This is a genomic window from Novosphingobium percolationis (assembly GCF_020179425.1).
In the GTDB taxonomy this organism is placed as follows: domain Bacteria; phylum Pseudomonadota; class Alphaproteobacteria; order Sphingomonadales; family Sphingomonadaceae; genus Novosphingobium; species Novosphingobium percolationis.
This window is the reverse complement of record NZ_JAILYM010000006.1, coordinates 22428-37815: the sequence shown is the minus strand read 5'-3', so window position 1 is coordinate 37815 and position 15388 is coordinate 22428. Positions and strand designations below refer to the sequence as shown.

Here is a 15388-nt window from a genome sequence, read left to right as displayed (position 1 = left end):
CAAAGCTAGGCGATGTGTCATGCATCCCGGAGGACACAGTCACCAAAGGTAGTGGTGGTGGCGGTTCGACGGGCTTTGGATCGTTCTTGGAATCGAGTGCTGGAGGTGAGGCGACAACTTCTGCCACTACTTGCGGCGGGGGTGGTGAACTGGCTTCCAGAACCTTGGGCCGACGACGACGCCTCATGGCGTAGTCACAGAAACTGGTGATGGCCCCTTTGAGGGTCGAGCAAAGAGGCTGGCCCCGAACCGTCGCCGTAGATGGACGAGGACGCTCGAGGTGTAGCGTTGTTGCCGCCATCCCGTGGGACTGTGATAGACACCGATCGCCTTCCAATAGTCCCGCGTGGCGGCCAAGCCGGAGAGGAATATCCAGCGTGCAGCCTCGACGTTGAAGCAGGCATCCTGTTTCAGCCAATGGCGGATGTGGCGCTCCGACCGCCCGGTGACGGCGGCCAACCGGGGCACCCACCAGCTGTTGACCTGCAGCGGCCCGAGATCGTGGCTGCCGTCACTGTTTGCGACCTCCGCACCTACCCAACCGCCCTCCTGATCTCGCAGTCCCCAGAGGGTCTTTTCGAGCCAGACGCGACCGGCCGCCGACCGAGCGATGCAGGCCGCAACGATCCGCTCATCGGCCGTCCGCTGCTCCGCGGCACGGGCCTCCAATGATTGCAGAGGGCTGGCGACGATCACCGCCGATAGGGTCACCCGAAGGATGATCGGCGCGATCCTGCGCCGCGCGATCATTGTTTGGAACGCGGCCTTAATGATCATGGCGGACCGCCTGGTCATGCTGCTGAACCGGGGCCGGGTCTGACCGTGGGGCCGCGGCACGTGTGTGTTGGCTCTCCTCGACACTGCGCGTCAGGATGTTCGAGAGCCACCTATCCACGGCCTCCGCCGCAGATTGCGCCCGACCCGCGAGCAAGTGGGCAAGGCCATCTGGTTCCGGGCGCTCGCGAGCCTCTCGCTCCACGCGCATCCGATCCTTGCGCTCCTCGCGATCACCGCGCTGCTGATCCCGCAGTCGGTCCCAGCGCTCTCCGTGGCGCTCCTCGCGGGCCCTGTGACTGTCGCGATCGAGCCTGCCGAGACCTTCGAGTGCGGAGGTCTTCTCGCCGGAGTGGCGTTCGAGCTTCTCGACGAGCCGTTCTCGATCCTCGGTCCAAAGCTTCACGCCGTAGCGCGCGCGCGTAATCGCGGTATAATAGTTCTGGCCGGTCACGAGGCCGGAGTTCACCGGTGCCAGCACATAGGCGCGGTCGTAGGTCTTGGACTGCGCGGAATAGACCGTCTCCGCATAGCCATGGTCCCAGCTCTTATGCTGGGAGAGATCAATGTCCTGCACCCGCCCTTCGCGATCCCAGCGGATCGTGGCAACCGCTCCATCCAGGCGCTCAACCGTTCCCCGCTCGGCGTTCTTCAAACCAAGGTCATGGTTCACCAATCGCCACTGGATGCGGTCACCCGTGGCCAAATCGCGTTCTTCGCTGCGGAACACATTGACCTGCGAGGCGCGTCCGATACGAGGGTCCCACCGGATGGTCCGACCGTGTTCGTCGACCATCCGGACCACCTGCCGACCGTTCGCATCACGGCCGATCCCCACGACCCGATATTCGACGTCGCGGGCAATCCCCAGCCCCGCGTTGTCGCGGGCGAAGATCAGGACCTGCCCACCCGAGTAGAAGCGGGCAAAGTGCTTCTCCTGGTCGGTCATCCCAGCCGGCGTGAGCACAGACAGACGGGCTTCCTCTGCGGCGACGGCGCCTTCCGTTTTGAGTGCCTCCCGGATCTTGCTGTTGACGATCAGCCGGGTGGCATTCTCCAGCACGAGGATGTTGGTGTTTGCGCGATTCTCCGGTTTAAGCCTGGTCCATTCCCCGACCAGTCCCTTCGCCAGCGTCTCGGCATTCCCACCGCTGACCACCTTGTCGAGGTTCTCGAGCGATGCGGCATAGTTGCCCAGGCGGGCTTGGGTGACCGCGGCTTTCATCATGCGCGTTTCCTGGCGCACGGACTCGGTGAGCTCGGCTGTCGGCAGGCCCAGCTTCTGCAACAGCCAGAATGCCTTCCCCTGTTCGATGGCACCCGTCTGCTTGTTGTCACCGAGGATGATCAGCCGTGCACCGGTCATACGGCTGATTTCGAGGACCCGCAGCGCCTGCCGATTGCCGAGCTGGCCGGCTTCGTCGAGCACCAGAACATAGCTGTCATCAATGTTGCGCCCGCCCCCGGCGACGAGGCTGGCGACCGTCCGGGACTCGATCCGTGCGTCAGCGCCAAGTTTGGCCGCTGCCGACGATGTTGGCGCGAGCGCCATCAGCGTCATTCCTTGTGGCGCGGCGTCGTTCAGTGACTTCACCAGCGTCGACTTGCCCGCACCAGCAACGCCATGGACCCCGACCAGCCGGTCCCCGGTCGTCCCGATGTGAAGGAGCGCTGCCTCCTGGGCGGGATTGAGGCCAGCTTCGGCCATGACAGCCCGGATGCGTTCGGCCGTCGCAATGGGCGTCGCGTCGCCCAGCGAAAGCGAGAGATGCTCGGAAAGGGCAAGTTCCAGGCGAGCGGTGCGCCGGGTGGTGCGCCCTCGCGTGTGGATTTCGTCTCCGGTTTGATGCCTTGTCGCGAGCAGCTTGAAGCGGTTTTCATGCTCCTCGACCAAGGGGCGAATATCCGAGAGCCGGACTTCTCCGACGTGAGAGGCAAGCGCGAGCCGGAACATGCGTCCCAGATTGTTGACGGCCTCCCGAGTCTCGGCCTGGCGAATACCGAACAGCATTGCGCGGGCCGAGGTGCGATCATCTGGGGGTCCGGTGTCATGCTCGCTGCGGTCTGCATTTTCTCGCGTGGCGTCGAGTATCTTCCGATAGGGCGCCGACCTGGACGCCCACTGGTCGTGCAACTGCTCCAGCGAGATTTTCTCCTTCGGACCACGCGTCGCATAGAAGGATTTCTGTCGGCCGGCCTGTCCGGTCAGGCCATGCTCCTTGGCATGCGCGTTAATCTGTTCGGCCCGCTGCGACATGACCTTGGCCAGCTCGGGCGGGACACCACGGATTTCGAAGAGGCCTTTCCGGGGGTCGAAGTCTATCTGATAGCCAAGCTCGCGAAGGTCGTGCGCCAGTTCGTTGCGATAGACCTGGCCGGCGACGATCTGCTCGACGAACATCGCCCTGGTTTCGAGACTGACCATCCAATCGCCGTCCTGGCGGTTGGTCATGTTCATGACGACGACATGCGTGTGGAGGTGCGGATCAAGTTCCCGCGATGCATGTTCGGTGAAGCGCGCGAAGATCAGCCGGCCGGTCGTTTCGTGGACGATTTCGCCATCGACTCGGTGCCGCAAGGACGCATGTTCCTCGAGATAGTCGAGCGCTACGCCGACGGCCTTCTCATGGGCAGCGAGGATACGCTCGTCGCCCATGACGAGCGCCATGATCGAGACGGACTTCGGAGCATTGACCGCGAAATCCCAGCCAGGGTGATGCTGGATCTTCCCCTCGGCGCGGTGACGGCCAAGCTGAAGATCGCCCACCTTCCCGGCAAGCAGATCCTGGAACACGGCCGGGTCGACCTTACCCTCCAGCCCGAGTTCGGCGGCGATCTGGCCGCCCCACTCCGAATGCTCGTCGGTGCCCTTGGTGTAATAGTCGCCGACCGTATAATAGCGACTGATATTGGCGGGCGTGCCCTTGAGGCGGATGGGATTGATCATGCCGGCCTCGCCGAGTTCCGGTCGCCACTATGGCGACCATGCTGGCGCAGCCGGGAAGCGGTCGGCTTCCCGTAAAGCGTGAGCGGTGGGGACGATGGCTGTGCGACATCTTCGGCGCGGCCCGGGTCGGCCGCCTCCGCAATCGGCGCGTCGATCGGTTCCACCGCTTCGGTTGGTGGTGAAGGAGCGGGCTGGCCCAGCGGCAGTTCGGGTCCGCTGTCCGCAGGAGACGAGCGCCGCCGCCGCGTCGTCGGACGCGAGGGCGGCGGCGGTGGCTCGGCGGGCGGCTCGGGTGGTGCGAGCGGCTCCAAGATCATCCGGACGGGACCGGTCGTGCGCTCCTCAAACGCGGCTCCGATGGAGGGCATGCGGTTATAGCTGTCCTCGAAACGCACCACGGGCAGATTGCGGCCGAACCGCAGATAGCCGCAAAGATTGGGAAGGTTGGTGACCTCGGTGTGCATCACCAACGGCCGGGTCACCTGCATCCGCGAGAGGTTCACGCCGTCCCGCATATCATTGACGCCGTAGGACATGCCTTCATTCGCTTCGACCTGCTCGACCTGGCCGAGATTCTCGCTGACATGCTTCGCGGTCGGGGTGTCATTCGCGCGCAGCGCCACCCAGGTTGAGCAGTAGCCGGTGATCGCCGCGGCATCCTGGATGCCGTAGGTCGCCTCGAGCTGCGGGTAGCTTTGGAAGCCGAGGATACCGCACCCGCCATATTTCCGGGCGCGGGCCAGGAAGTCGGAAAGGCTCGGCAATTTCTGGAGCGACGGAAGCTCGTCAATAACGCAATAGAGGCGCCGTGCCCGGTCGGGCGAGAGGCTCATGATCGCGCTGATCGCGATATCGAGCCATACCGTGATCAGGGGACGGAGCGAGGGAAGCTGGTCGGCCTTCACGGTGATGAAGAGCCAACTGTCGTCCCGCTCATTCGCCACCCAGTCGCGGATCGACAGCCCATCCTCGGTGTCGTCCAGATAGGCAAACGACCGCATCACCGAGGCGAGTTCAGCCTGGATGCCGGCCGAAGTCCGCTCTCCCTCCATGGAGATGAATGCCGCCGCGTCGGTCCCCTGCGCGAAGGCGGCGAGATCCTTCAGCTTGGAGCGCAGCAGTGTATCGAGAAGGATCGAGACGAGCGTGCGTTGCTGGCGTGCGAGTTTGCGGAGCACCGCCACCAGGGTGCCGCGAGCAGACTTGGCCCAGAAGGGATCGCCCGCCTTGTCCGGGATCGTGGACTCCGCGATCTGGTCATAATGATAGTCCTTGGGGACATCGACCCAGGGGGACCAGCAGTCGGATCGGACGTCCAGCGGGTTGAGCAGGACGTCAATTCCGGGGCGGTAGAATTTCTCGACGAAGGTGCCGGCTGTATCATAGACGATCGCCCGCTTGCCGCGTTTGCGGATGCCGGCGAGCATCTTGATGATGATGTTGGTCTTGCCGGTGCCCGGAGCACCGCAGATCAGGATATGCTCCGGCTCGAAGATATCCGGGACATTGACCCCGCCAATCTCGAAGCTGCCCCGTGCATGACGCCACAGCGCGCGGCGTACTTCCCGCACAGTTCCGAACCGGGCGCCGCGCAAGAACTGGTTGGAGCCGAGACCCCTTCCCGTCCGGGTGAAATAGAACCAGGCCCAGAACAGCATGGCCAGCGCGAACACACCCGAGAGCGCCGCCCCGTGGATGAGATAGCGTTCAAACGCCTCCAGCGTGGTGTGTGCGACCCCGGAGTCGAGAAGTCCCTTCGGAGTCGTCCAATATTCCCGGCCGGCCGGCGTCTTGAACAATATGGGCGTCGCATTGCCCGGAACCGCGTCCCCCATGAAGGTCGCTTGCCCCAGCTTCAGCAGGACATAGCGTTCATATTCGGTGGACTTCTCGAACCCGTACCAGATGATCCCGCCGATCCAGATGACCAGCCCCGCCAGCAGGGTCTGATAGAAGACCTGCGTGGTCATCCGGACATTGTGGACGATCGCCTGGCCGCCGCGCGTCCAGCTCCCCAGCGTATCGTGCCGGAAGATGCTCATGGCCGATCCTGCTCGGGATCGAGCAGCCCCCTTTCCCGGAGGAGGCGGCGGGCATCGGCGAGGCCCTGTTCAAGGATATCTGGCGTGCGCTTGCCCACCGACGCAGCGAGGATTGCGAGCGTCTGTATACCGGTCGCATGCAGTTCATCGAAGCGGGCGTGATACCCGGTCGGGTCCGTGCCTTCATGGCGATCGAGGATGTCGCGGCAGTAGGTTGCTGTGGGCGTTCCCGCGTCGCGGGCACGGGCATCGAGGCGCCTGAAAAGGGCGTCATCGACGCGGATTGTAATGCGAGCCAAGGGCGAGACTCCGGTCTGGCACCCTGACGATCGTGATGAAGCGCAGCTCTTATACCAGAATTAGCGCTTGATCTCAAGGATTTATGGTCGCTGCCGCTGGCAGCCACATTGTGCCAAGGAAGATCAAACACTTGGCTCGATCACGCCTATCGCGTGGCTGCCACGGGCAGCCAAACTGCGCCAAAATGGCTGCCGATCTGTGACACATGCAAGATATTATAAATCCGGCAGAAATTGCGCCGCAGCACCCGTGCGTGGGGTGCATTACAAACGCCCCAGGGCGTGCGTCCTCCCTTTCGCTGCGACAGCGTCGCTGCGTAGCCTCGCACCGGAAGGGGCGCGGCTCCCCCGAAGGGGCCTCAATGCAATTTTGGCCTTGCGCGCGAGCGCGCGCTTTTGGATGATGACGCTCGGCGGGCAGACCCATGAGAAGGACCATGGATATGCCGAAACAGACCGACCGCGAACGCCTTGCCGATCTCGAATCCCGGCGTCGCAAGCTCGATGACGAAGTCGAGATTGCCCGCCGCGCCTTGCGCGGCAAATATGCTGCTTTGGTTCCCGAACTAGCGGTGGAGACGCTGACCGAACGAGAGTTCCGCGACCTTCTGGGCCAGGCGATCCGCGCGGGCGGTGCCCCTGCTCTTGCTGCGCTCAAGGCGCTACCGGCTCTTCCCCGCTGATCGATGACGTCGCCCGCAGGGCGGCCCAGCGACGAGCATGGCGGAGCCACGCGCAGGAGGCCGGCGCCCCCTCGGGCGCCGCATCGGCGGGCGACGGACCCGGCACTTCCTGCCGGGTCCCTGAGCCAGACGATCCTGTTCGCCCAAAAAAAGGGGGACGGTCCGGGCATGACCCGAACCGTCCCCATGGCGCGGACTTCACCGCGTTCGTGCCCAGGCTGGCGCTCCGCCGTTGCGGCTGATGAGGCGCGGACGAACCCCCGCCTCCCCCAGCACGCGGGCGAGATGCGCCTGGATGCCCGACCCTTCGCAGACGATCGCGTCGGCCGGACGCAGCGCGGCGATGCGGTCGTTGCGGACGAACCCCGCGCGCTTGCCCAACCCCTTTGGAAGGCCGAGCCTGACCAGCTTGACGTCGTTCGATGCGGCCCAGCTTTCAGCGATGGCGTCCGCTCCGGTATCCTGCGCCGTGGTGAGCAGGACCATGTTCGGTATGAAGGCCTTCACCCTGTCCAGCGCGGCGTGGATCGGTCGATAATCGTCCCATGCCGCGCCGCCCGAGAAGGCCACGATCGGCCCTTGCGGATGGTGCTGGTCGATCCTGCGATTGCGGCGGGCTGCGAGGAAGTCGGTTGCGTCTATGACCGAGGCGGTGCGTTTGCTCGACACCAGCGATCCGCGCGCACTGGACCATGGCTTGCCGGTCTCGGCCCGGAACGATGCGGCGGCGTGGTCCCGCATGCAGGCGATGGCGTCGTTCGCTTCATCGAGTTCCCGGCATTTCAGCTGCGCCTCCTCCAGCTCGTTCATCATCACCTCGCTCCCGTCCGCGCACCGGATGAGATCCTTCACCGCGCGCGCGGCGTCGTCGGCCTGTCCTGCCAGGCCCCGTGCCGTGCTGTGCAGGCTGTTGACGATGCCCCAGGCGATGCGCTCGGCGACGCGTTCCAGCCTCGTGTCGCGCAGGACATCGAAGACGGTGCCGATCAGGAGTTCGGTCGCCAGCTGCACCTGCATCGGATCGGGCATGTCGGCGAGGCGTTCGTCCTCTCCCCGCGCGACGCGGATGCCATCGAGGTCGGAGCTGAAGGCGGCGGTGAAGTCGTTGCTGGGCGCGGCTGTTTCCTCGGCGATGAGATCGGCGATTTCGGTGAAGTCCCGGATGGTGCGCTTGAAGTTCGTCATGATGACCTCCTGTTTCTTGAAAGAGGTCATTTCCCCTGCACGGGCTCCGAGCGCCGGGGTCAAGGATCGCGAAGCGACCGCTTTAGCGGCGGTGGGGGTCACGATTTTCTTTGGCGCCGCGGGACGCTTGCATGAGAGCACAGCCCTCTGTTCGCCAAAGAAAATGGTGGGGCCCCGCCGTCCTTGAGGCCGGTGCTGTCCCCGTGCCATCATAAGACTTGTTGAGAGAGATATTTTACACGGAACGGTGCCGCTGGGTGCCAAAGCTATCCCATGGGCTCGATGCCCATGGGATAGCTCCACGCACAGCCAAAGTTAGCGGGCGGAAGACGCCATCATCTCACCATTCATAGGCGGGCAGGTCGGGATGCTCCTGCGCATCGCGGTCAAGCATGATCCATTCCACGCCGTCCCGCCGCGCAACCTCAAAGCAATCAGCAAGATCAGCGGGCAGCGCATCAGGCAAGTCGGTGGCCACATGGACGAACCATCCATAATCGCCCTTCTCGAAGGCCGCGAAGGGGGCGGTGCGCAGATAGACATTGCACGTTTCAGGGGTGAGGTTGGCGGTCGAAAGGACCAGCATGCGCTCGATCATGGTTCTTGCTCCTTTCTTCAGATGCCGGACCAGTTCACCACCTCATAGCCCGCATCGACGGGCGCGTGCTCGCAGAGCAGCTCAACGATGCAGGTGGCGACATCGGGGGCGTCAGGGGTGCCGAAGCGATCCCCCGCGTCGTCCGGATTCCCGCAGGAAGCCAGCGCGGCGTGGTGAAGTGCAGCGGGATCGAAGACGTTGAGATCAAGTCGAACGACGGTCATGGAGTTTGCTTCCTTTCCGGTTTTCCAGAGGGCCCGGAGGCGGCTTGCGCAGCAGCCAACCCCCGAGATTGAAATGCCGCACTGACCTCGGAGCGGACCCCGACGGCCAGCACGGATGCTCCGTGTCAGTGAAGAACCGAGTCCGTCGGCGGCCGGTAGGCATCGAATGGATTGCCGTCATGGAGATGGCCGAAAGGGGTGATGACATAGTCATCGCCGTCCCGACCGACCGCGCAGATGACATAACGAGGCTCGCCCGTCTCAGCGTCGGTGCATTCCACGAGCGCGAGGTCGCCCGATTCGGCTGCGCGGAGCAGCGTCGAGAAGTTCTGCCGGAAGGCGTCTGGAATGGCCATGATCCCCTCCCCGCTCAGGCCGCTGCCGCGGCAGCACGACGTCGCTCCGCCCGCGCCGTCCGGCGTCCGTCCGCTATCCTGCGCACCGGCATCCCCTTGTCGGCGGCCTGATCCGATTTGCGGAAGGCATGGATCGGCACGCCCGCGCCATCCAGCTCCTCATAGAGATTGGCCTGGACGCCCGATCCCTCGCACAGGACCGCCATCACGGGCCTCAGATCGCGCAGCTTTCGATTGCGCGCGAAAGCGGCCTTCATGCCCGACCCGAGCAGATTGAACCGGACTGTCTGCACCTTGCGGCTGGCGGCCCATTTCTCCGCGATCAGGTCGGCGCCGCTGCGCTGCGCGGTCGTCATGAGCACCATATGCGGAATATGCTCTTTCACCAGATCGAGCCGTTCCCAGAGCAGGTCGACATCGTGCCAGATCGCCGGCCCCGAGAAGACCACGATCGGTCCCTGCGGATTATGCCGGTCGCGGACATCGAGCTGGCGGGCGCGCAGGAAGTCGATCGCGGCAATCTGGCTGGCGGTCGAGATGCGCGAAGCGCGGCTCCCGCGCGCAGGCGACCAGGGCCATCCCGACATCGCCCGGTACATTTCGGCGGCATAATCCCGCATCGTCTCGATCGCGAGGCGCTGTTCGGCGGTCGACTGGCAAAGGAGCTGCTTCTCCTCAAGCTCGCGATTATAGACCTCGCTCATATCGGGGTGCCGGGCCAGCTCAGCGATTTCCACGGCGAGACTGTCCTCGCGCCGCTCCAGCTTGCCGGCGACGAAGTGAAAGGAGTTGACGAACCCCCAGGCGATTTCGGCGGCCAGCGGCTCCAGCCGCGTGCCGGTGAACAGGTCGAAGATGGTGGCGATCACGCCCGCGCTGTCGGCCTGCGCCGCCAGTTCTTCGGGCATGCCATGTTCACCCGGCTCCTCGCCGGGTTCGACGATCGAGAGCGGCATGGGGTCACCAAAGGCGGCCTGGAATTCGGGGGTGGCGGTCATCTCGGCATAGAGCTGTTTGAGGTCGGCGAAGCGATCGACGCTGCGCACGGGTTCGTGCCTGGTCATCGGACAGGTCCTTCTTGAAAGACGGGAACGGACAGGAAGAAGCCGGGAGGCGCGCAGCGCCCCCCGGCTCCATCGGGCTAGCCTCAGAACGGGACCTCTTCATCGAGATCGTTGCTGAAACCGCCGCGCGCGCCGGCCCCCTCCATCGGGGCGGTCGATCCACCGAATCCGCCCCCGAACTGGCCGCGCTCGCCGCCGCCGAAGCCGCGATCCTCGCCCTCGTCGTCATCGCCATTGCGCGAGCGCGCTGCCCTGCCTCCGGCCGGCCGGGCCATGTCGTCGCGGCGCCACGAGGCCCGGAACCCCTCCTCGGCGGTCCCGAACAAGGCGATCTGCATCGGGAAGCGCCAGGACTGGTCGTCCAGCTCGCCGGAGTAGAAAATCTCCCCGGTGGTATGGATCGCGGTCGCTTCGAACAATGCGCCATAGGGCACCCAGCGCCCGTTGCGGTTGATCGCTTCGACCTCGAACTTCGGCGCCCGCGGGTTGTTGCTGGCGATCGGCTTGAGCCGTGCCCGCTGCAGGTCGATTTCGCCGCTGGCGATGAACCCCAGCAGCTGGCCATTGACGTTCCGGAACTCTCCAACAGTCTTGGACATGATCTTCACTCCTCTAAAATGTCGCTCATGCGACACTCTCAAAGAGCCTCCTCTTCTCTCCTGCGCCGGATGCTCCACCGGGTGAACCGCCGGAGATGAAACGCTGCCGCGAACCGGGAGCGACTGTTCCCCCGCGTCCGAATCGGATAGACTGTCCAGATGGACGCGGAGACGATACGCGCGGTGGCGAAGATCGCCCGATCACGGGCGGAGCGTGGCGGTGGCTCGGCCGCGCAGGGCGATGGCATGTCCCGGCTGGGCGCCTCACGCGCCCTGCATCAGCTCGCAACTGACCTTGAGGTAACGGCCGCGGAATTCGAGCGCACCAGCCGCAAACGCGCCCGCGCGCCGCGCGCCTGATCTCGCCCGCTCTTCCACCCCGCGCTTTTTCCTTCTCGCGATATGGTGATCGTTACCCGCAGGGCCGAGATTCGGCGCAGCCGAAGCTCGGTCGGAGCGAAGCGGAGATAGAGCGCCGGTGCCCGCGTCAGCGGGCAATCGCCAAACCACTCCTTTTCCCGCTGCCGCGCTCTCCTCGCTTCCCCTGTCGAAAACGAGCGCATGATCAGACCATCGCATCGGTGTGCGACGAGGATAGAAGGACGCACGCGGGAATAGGCGCGAGAGCAAAGGGGGCAGAATGATCCAGGGTCCAACCCCGGTCGAGGCGATGACGAAGGCGCTTGGCCCCATCTGGTCGCTGGCGCCGCCAGGCCCCGACAATCTATTACAGAACCCTGCTTTTCTGGCACTCAAGGCGCACTGCGAAATGGCCTTTCCAGCCGCCCGGGCCGGGACCGGGTTCACCTTCGCGCTATCGGACGCGCTGCGCGCACTGGGCTTGCCTTGCGGCGCCCGGGCGAGCGCCGCGCAGCGCACAATGACGATCGAAGACGCGGCCGCACGGCTGGTCGACGCTTTGGGAATGGCCTCGATCACGCGGCGCTATCTCTGTCCGCTCGACCTGGCGGACGACCTGCCCGACCTGACCTTCGGCAATGCGACCGTGCGGCGCTATAGCGCAGCCGAGCTGGCCGTGTTGTTCGACGAAGAGCGGCTTTCGAAGCTTTATCCCGCCCATGCCCTGGATAGCAAAAGGCTGTCCGAGTTTCACTGGCTCGTCATCGAAGAGACGGTGGCGGCGGAGCAGGACATCGGCAGGCGGGCCCTTCCCTTCTTCTATGATCTGGGTCGCGATCTCGGCGAGATCGATGCCCATGCCGGCCAATATGCCCCGGCGGTGACCGACGCGCTGTTCGCCCTCCTGCTTGCTCCGTGGGAGGATTGGCATTCGATGGTTGATATCGACTGGCGCGGATTTCTGGTGCCCTGGATGCATGTCGAGACCGGGGACCTGTTCGTGCGGCCCCGCACCGTGCCCTCGCCCGACCTGCTGACCTGGGAATATGCGGGGTTCACCACGCCGGACGGCGAGGAGATCGAATATGAGCGGCCGGTGGTCATCCATTTGTCGAGCGATGCCGCCGACATGCTTCAGCTACTCGATCATGGAAGGTGGGACCAAGTCCAGCGGGCGTCGGCGACCGATCTGTTCTCGACGCCCGTGAAGCACTTCCTGGTGCGGGCCTTCTTCAGCGACGGCATGGACCAGATCATGGCCCATATGACGACGATCGAGGCGGCGCTTGGCATGCGCGCCGATTTCGGCGGGCCTTACCCGCCGGGCGTGTCCAGGATGGCGGTAAAGGAGAGGCTGGCGAAGCGGATCGAGACGCTGCTGGGCGATCCGCAGATGGCGGCCGACTACAAGGTGCTGTTCGAACTGCGCAGCACGTTCGTGCACGGCCGGTCAATCAATACCAGGGTACCGAGCCAGGATCGGACCAAGGCGCGACGCGTCGCCCGCAAGGTCGTCGCGGCCCTGATCGATATGGCCAATGGCCCTGCAGGCAAGATGGCGCGCGAGGATTCTCTTTGGACGCTGGGCTGAGACCAGCAGCGATTCGAGTCTCTCTTTTTGCGCCGGCAGGCTCGATCGGCGGCCTCACGCCTCGGCCTCGGTTTTACGAGCACCTCGGCAGGTGGAATGATCGCCGTTGGCTCGGGTTGGCGGGTTCATCCAGATCAGCATGAAACCTCCCATTTTGTCCGGGCCCGGAAACATTTATCCAGCAATCCGTTTCTGGCATTGCCTCGTGTCTCGGCCATGGACACGCGTCTTCATGAATGTGATGATAGGGAACCGAAGGGGTTGGCTGTTGCCATTAACTGAAGAGCAAGAAGGCCGGCGGTCGGCCCATATCTTGGTCGTGGACGACGAACCATTGCTGCGCGCGCTCCTCGCCGAGGCATTACGCGACCACGGGTTCATGGTGACCGAAGCTGCGAACGCGGATGAGGCCCTTACATATTATCGGTCCGATGCACAGATTGACCTCGTTTTCACCGATGTGCGAATGCCTGGCACGCATAATGGTCTCGCGCTCGCTCGCACGCTCCATGTTGACAATGAATTTCTGCCCATCGTTGTCAGCTCGGGCTATCTTGGCGACGAGCGGGTCGATGACATATTCAAGTTCATATCGAAGCCGTACCAGCTGGATGCAGCCGTGGCACTTGTGTTCTCTTCTCTTGGCATCGAGCGAAGAGGGAGATCATGACCGAGACGGTAGTGCTGCTGGCTGAATCCGATATTCTGGTCCGCGATCCGCTAGCGGCGTATCTTCGCGACTGTGGCTTTCAGGTCCTGGAAGCGGCCAATGGCAGTGAAACGCGGACCTTCGTAGCCGATAAAGATACCAGGATCGATATCGTGCTGCTTGACGCCGCCATGCCCGATGAAAACGGCTTTGAACTGGCCCTGTGGATTCGAGGTCAGCCCGGAAAAATCGAGGTCATTCTTGCGGCGAATGCCGAAGCGGCAACCAGGAAGGCTGGCAATCTCTGCGAAGAGGAGCCAAGCGTGGCGAAACCCTATGACCACAGCCTTGTGCTTGCCCGCATCCGCCGCGCCATGGCGGCGCGAGATCGAAAAACGCTAGGAGCGTGATGGTTGCTCCACACAGCGTTCAACCGTCGCTGTCGCCGAGCCGTCAACACCGCCGGCCTAATCGAGGGAATAGAGCGGCATATTGCTGTCGCCCGCCCAGCCTCCGGGACCGAAAGACGGCGATCCGTCCTCAAATCCGGCGTCGAGCCAGAGATTGTTGAGGATCGGTCGGAGCGATAGCGCATCGACCCTGTCGAGGCTCGGCAAGATCAGTTCCCCAAGGGACAGGCTGGGATAAGGAAAGCGGCGGCCGGCCACGCGCGGCGCCAGCAGCGCGACGGTCTCGACGCCTTGCAGGATCGGGACAACCAGCGCCGGTCCCGAATAGCCCAGGTCGGAAGCGAGCGCCGCGAGCCGCCTGACCGCATCGACGATGCGAGCCTCGAGACGGAATCCATCGACACCGATGATCTCGTCCTCGTCCTCGGCATAGCCGACGGTGACAGCGAGTTCGAACAGTCCGGGCAGGACGATGCGGGTAAACCAGCGCGCCTGGCCGTTCGGGCGACCGGCCACGGGCGACAAGGGATCGAAACTCGCCCATTGCCGCGCGGCGGGCCGGTCTTCCCGGAGTTCAGAGGCGAACCCGGTGGGCACGAAGCGTGGGCGCAAATCCTGATCTGCGCAAACTCGAACGGCGCGGTAGCTGGCATGTTCATCGGCGCAAGCCGCACGAGCAGACGCGGATTGGGCACGATGGCCGGCGTGTCGTTGCGCACCGCCATGGCGTCCAGTTCGGCCAGATGCGCGCGTGCCTTGTCCGCGATGTCGCCACCCTCGAGGGCGACTGCACGGTCGGCGAGGACTTCATCGACGATGATGCCGAGATGCTCGACCAACAGGTCCGTGAAAACCGCAGCCGTCGCTTCCAGTGCGGCCTCCCCTATATCCGCTGCGGCGGAATATTCAGTGGGGCGGCGCATATGGCGCAGGTCGAAGGGCAGCTTGCGGAAGGATCCGAATGCGGCGTTCATCACGAGCAGGATGCGATGGTCGCCCTTGGCGTGACGGGCATAGCCATATTCGACCATGACGTTGGGATTGGTGACGAGCTTGCCGCTATCGGCGCGGCCGACAAAGCTCATGTCGCCGACAAAGATGTCGCAGGCGCGAATCTTGGCGAGGATTGTCTCGGTGATATGGGGCGTGCCGGCGACCCCGGCTGTGTCGGAATCGATCCGCAACGCGATGCCGCGCGCGGCCTCGATCCGGGTTGCAGCCGCCGCCAGGGCCCGGGCAATGAAATCCCGGCACAGCTTGCTGTCCCGATCGCTTTGCCAGGAATAGAAGAGATGAACCGACTCCATCGGGCGGCTCTAGCATCCAGCCCCGGATCGATCGAACGATCTCGCTATCAGCGCTCCACCGGCTGGCCGATAAAGCCGCGACGGCGCCGCGCTCTGGGGCAAGACATATCGGAACGGGCGCGCCGACGCTTCTCAAGACGCCGGCTGGCCCTGGCCGATCGGCAAGTCACCCGACCGGTTGTACCGGTGTTAGCGGCAGAGGGACCAGTTTGGCAATCCGTCAACAATGTCCATATCGCCGTGCATCGCGAAGAAAAGCTCACGCAGAAGCGGCAAATTCGGGCAATGATCAGAATTTCC

Annotated in this window: 16 protein-coding genes; 5 read left to right on the top strand and 11 right to left on the bottom strand. The window is 64.2% G+C overall.

Annotated elements, in window-relative coordinates; genetic code table 11:
• Positions 1 to 183: 183 nt before the first annotated feature.
• Genes K3A84_RS15235 through K3A84_RS15220 form a run of 4 tightly spaced genes read right to left on the bottom strand, consistent with a single transcriptional unit; the run spans position 184 to position 6062 of the window.
• Positions 184 to 777, bottom strand: coding sequence for a lytic transglycosylase domain-containing protein (locus tag K3A84_RS15235; RefSeq protein WP_263626346.1), 594 nt, complete (start codon positions 775 to 777; stop codon positions 184 to 186).
• Complete coding sequence (mobF, locus tag K3A84_RS15230) at positions 767 to 3721, bottom strand: MobF family relaxase (protein WP_225010212.1); 2955 nt, start codon at positions 3719 to 3721, stop codon at positions 767 to 769. Before mobF ends, K3A84_RS15235 begins: the two co-directional genes overlap by 11 nt.
• Positions 3718 to 5763, bottom strand: coding sequence for a type IV secretion system DNA-binding domain-containing protein (locus tag K3A84_RS15225; RefSeq protein ID WP_225010211.1), 2046 nt, complete (start codon positions 5761 to 5763; stop codon positions 3718 to 3720). The genes mobF and K3A84_RS15225 overlap by 4 nt, the downstream gene beginning before the upstream one ends.
• The gene (locus K3A84_RS15220; RefSeq protein ID WP_119747601.1) at positions 5760 to 6062 is read right to left on the bottom strand and encodes a hypothetical protein; all 303 of its coding nucleotides are present in this window, start codon (positions 6060 to 6062) and stop codon (positions 5760 to 5762) included. The genes K3A84_RS15225 and K3A84_RS15220 overlap by 4 nt, the downstream gene beginning before the upstream one ends.
• Positions 6063 to 6499: 437 nt before the next feature.
• Between K3A84_RS15220 and K3A84_RS15215 the strand changes: the two genes are divergently transcribed.
• Positions 6500 to 6745, top strand: a complete 246-nt coding sequence (locus tag K3A84_RS15215) for a hypothetical protein (protein ID WP_225010210.1) — start codon at positions 6500 to 6502, stop codon at positions 6743 to 6745.
• Between the two features lie 198 nt (positions 6746 to 6943).
• Here the strand turns inward: K3A84_RS15215 and K3A84_RS15210 are convergent, their stop codons facing one another.
• The 6 genes from K3A84_RS15210 to K3A84_RS15185 form a co-directional block, all read right to left on the bottom strand.
• A complete protein-coding gene (locus K3A84_RS15210; RefSeq protein WP_318248320.1) occupies positions 6944 to 8032 on the bottom strand; it encodes a DUF2493 domain-containing protein in 1089 nt (362 codons plus the stop codon).
• Between the two features lie 238 nt (positions 8033 to 8270).
• Complete coding sequence (locus tag K3A84_RS15205; RefSeq protein WP_225010209.1) at positions 8271 to 8528, bottom strand: DUF5983 family protein; 258 nt, start codon at positions 8526 to 8528, stop codon at positions 8271 to 8273.
• Between the two features lie 17 nt (positions 8529 to 8545).
• Entirely contained in the window at positions 8546 to 8752 is a 207-nt protein-coding gene (locus tag K3A84_RS15200; RefSeq protein WP_225010208.1) for a hypothetical protein, read from the bottom strand.
• 125 nt (positions 8753 to 8877) lie between these two features.
• Positions 8878 to 9108 carry a DUF6117 family protein gene (locus tag K3A84_RS15195; RefSeq protein WP_225010207.1) on the bottom strand — a complete coding sequence of 77 codons (231 nt, stop codon included), beginning with the start codon at positions 9106 to 9108 and terminating at the stop codon, positions 8878 to 8880.
• 14 nt (positions 9109 to 9122) lie between these two features.
• Positions 9123 to 10172: a DUF2493 domain-containing protein gene (locus K3A84_RS15190; protein WP_225010206.1), complete on the bottom strand. Its 1050-nt coding sequence runs from the start codon at positions 10170 to 10172 to the stop codon at positions 9123 to 9125.
• 83 nt (positions 10173 to 10255) lie between these two features.
• Positions 10256 to 10771: a DUF736 family protein gene (locus K3A84_RS15185; protein WP_119747677.1), complete on the bottom strand. Its 516-nt coding sequence runs from the start codon at positions 10769 to 10771 to the stop codon at positions 10256 to 10258.
• Between the two features lie 159 nt (positions 10772 to 10930).
• Between K3A84_RS15185 and K3A84_RS15180 the strand changes: the two genes are divergently transcribed.
• From K3A84_RS15180 to K3A84_RS15165, 4 genes are all read left to right on the top strand, one after another.
• Complete coding sequence (locus K3A84_RS15180) at positions 10931 to 11131, top strand: hypothetical protein (RefSeq protein ID WP_225010205.1); 201 nt, start codon at positions 10931 to 10933, stop codon at positions 11129 to 11131.
• Positions 11132 to 11411: 280 nt separating this feature from the next.
• The gene (locus tag K3A84_RS15175; RefSeq protein ID WP_225010204.1) at positions 11412 to 12722 is read left to right on the top strand and encodes a hypothetical protein; all 1311 of its coding nucleotides are present in this window, start codon (positions 11412 to 11414) and stop codon (positions 12720 to 12722) included.
• Between the two features lie 232 nt (positions 12723 to 12954).
• Complete coding sequence (locus tag K3A84_RS15170) at positions 12955 to 13392, top strand: response regulator (RefSeq protein WP_225010203.1); 438 nt, start codon at positions 12955 to 12957, stop codon at positions 13390 to 13392.
• The gene (locus K3A84_RS15165; protein WP_225010202.1) at positions 13389 to 13781 is read left to right on the top strand and encodes a response regulator transcription factor; all 393 of its coding nucleotides are present in this window, start codon (positions 13389 to 13391) and stop codon (positions 13779 to 13781) included. Before K3A84_RS15170 ends, K3A84_RS15165 begins: the two co-directional genes overlap by 4 nt.
• A gap of 209 nt (positions 13782 to 13990) precedes the next feature.
• On the opposite strand, the gene K3A84_RS15160 is transcribed toward K3A84_RS15165, so the two are convergent.
• Positions 13991 to 15088 carry a hypothetical protein gene (locus tag K3A84_RS15160; protein WP_225010201.1) on the bottom strand — a complete coding sequence of 366 codons (1098 nt, stop codon included), beginning with the start codon at positions 15086 to 15088 and terminating at the stop codon, positions 13991 to 13993.
• Positions 15089 to 15388: the final 300 nt, after the last annotated feature.

What these genes read in the sequence shown, in the direction of transcription:
- K3A84_RS15195 (WP_225010207.1), bottom strand. Translation starts at nt 9,108, where the DNA reads ATGGCCATTCCAGACGCCTTCCGGCAGAACTTCTCGACGCTGCTCCGC.
- K3A84_RS15225 (WP_225010211.1), bottom strand. Translation starts at nt 5,763, where the DNA reads ATGAGCATCTTCCGGCACGATACGCTGGGGAGCTGGACGCGCGGCGGC.
- K3A84_RS15170 (WP_225010203.1), top strand. Translation starts at nt 12,955, where the DNA reads ATGAATGTGATGATAGGGAACCGAAGGGGTTGGCTGTTGCCATTAACT.
- K3A84_RS15205 (WP_225010209.1), bottom strand. Translation starts at nt 8,528, where the DNA reads ATGATCGAGCGCATGCTGGTCCTTTCGACCGCCAACCTCACCCCTGAA.
- K3A84_RS15215 (WP_225010210.1), top strand. Translation starts at nt 6,500, where the DNA reads ATGGATATGCCGAAACAGACCGACCGCGAACGCCTTGCCGATCTCGAA.
- mobF (WP_225010212.1), bottom strand. Translation starts at nt 3,721, where the DNA reads ATGATCAATCCCATCCGCCTCAAGGGCACGCCCGCCAATATCAGTCGC.
- K3A84_RS15185 (WP_119747677.1), bottom strand. Translation starts at nt 10,771, where the DNA reads ATGTCCAAGACTGTTGGAGAGTTCCGGAACGTCAATGGCCAGCTGCTG.
- K3A84_RS15160 (WP_225010201.1), bottom strand. Translation starts at nt 15,088, where the DNA reads ATGGAGTCGGTTCATCTCTTCTATTCCTGGCAAAGCGATCGGGACAGC.
- K3A84_RS15180 (WP_225010205.1), top strand. Translation starts at nt 10,931, where the DNA reads ATGGACGCGGAGACGATACGCGCGGTGGCGAAGATCGCCCGATCACGG.
- K3A84_RS15235 (WP_263626346.1), bottom strand. Translation starts at nt 777, where the DNA reads ATGATCATTAAGGCCGCGTTCCAAACAATGATCGCGCGGCGCAGGATC.
- K3A84_RS15190 (WP_225010206.1), bottom strand. Translation starts at nt 10,172, where the DNA reads ATGACCAGGCACGAACCCGTGCGCAGCGTCGATCGCTTCGCCGACCTC.
- K3A84_RS15200 (WP_225010208.1), bottom strand. Translation starts at nt 8,752, where the DNA reads ATGACCGTCGTTCGACTTGATCTCAACGTCTTCGATCCCGCTGCACTT.
- K3A84_RS15165 (WP_225010202.1), top strand. Translation starts at nt 13,389, where the DNA reads ATGACCGAGACGGTAGTGCTGCTGGCTGAATCCGATATTCTGGTCCGC.
- K3A84_RS15175 (WP_225010204.1), top strand. Translation starts at nt 11,412, where the DNA reads ATGATCCAGGGTCCAACCCCGGTCGAGGCGATGACGAAGGCGCTTGGC.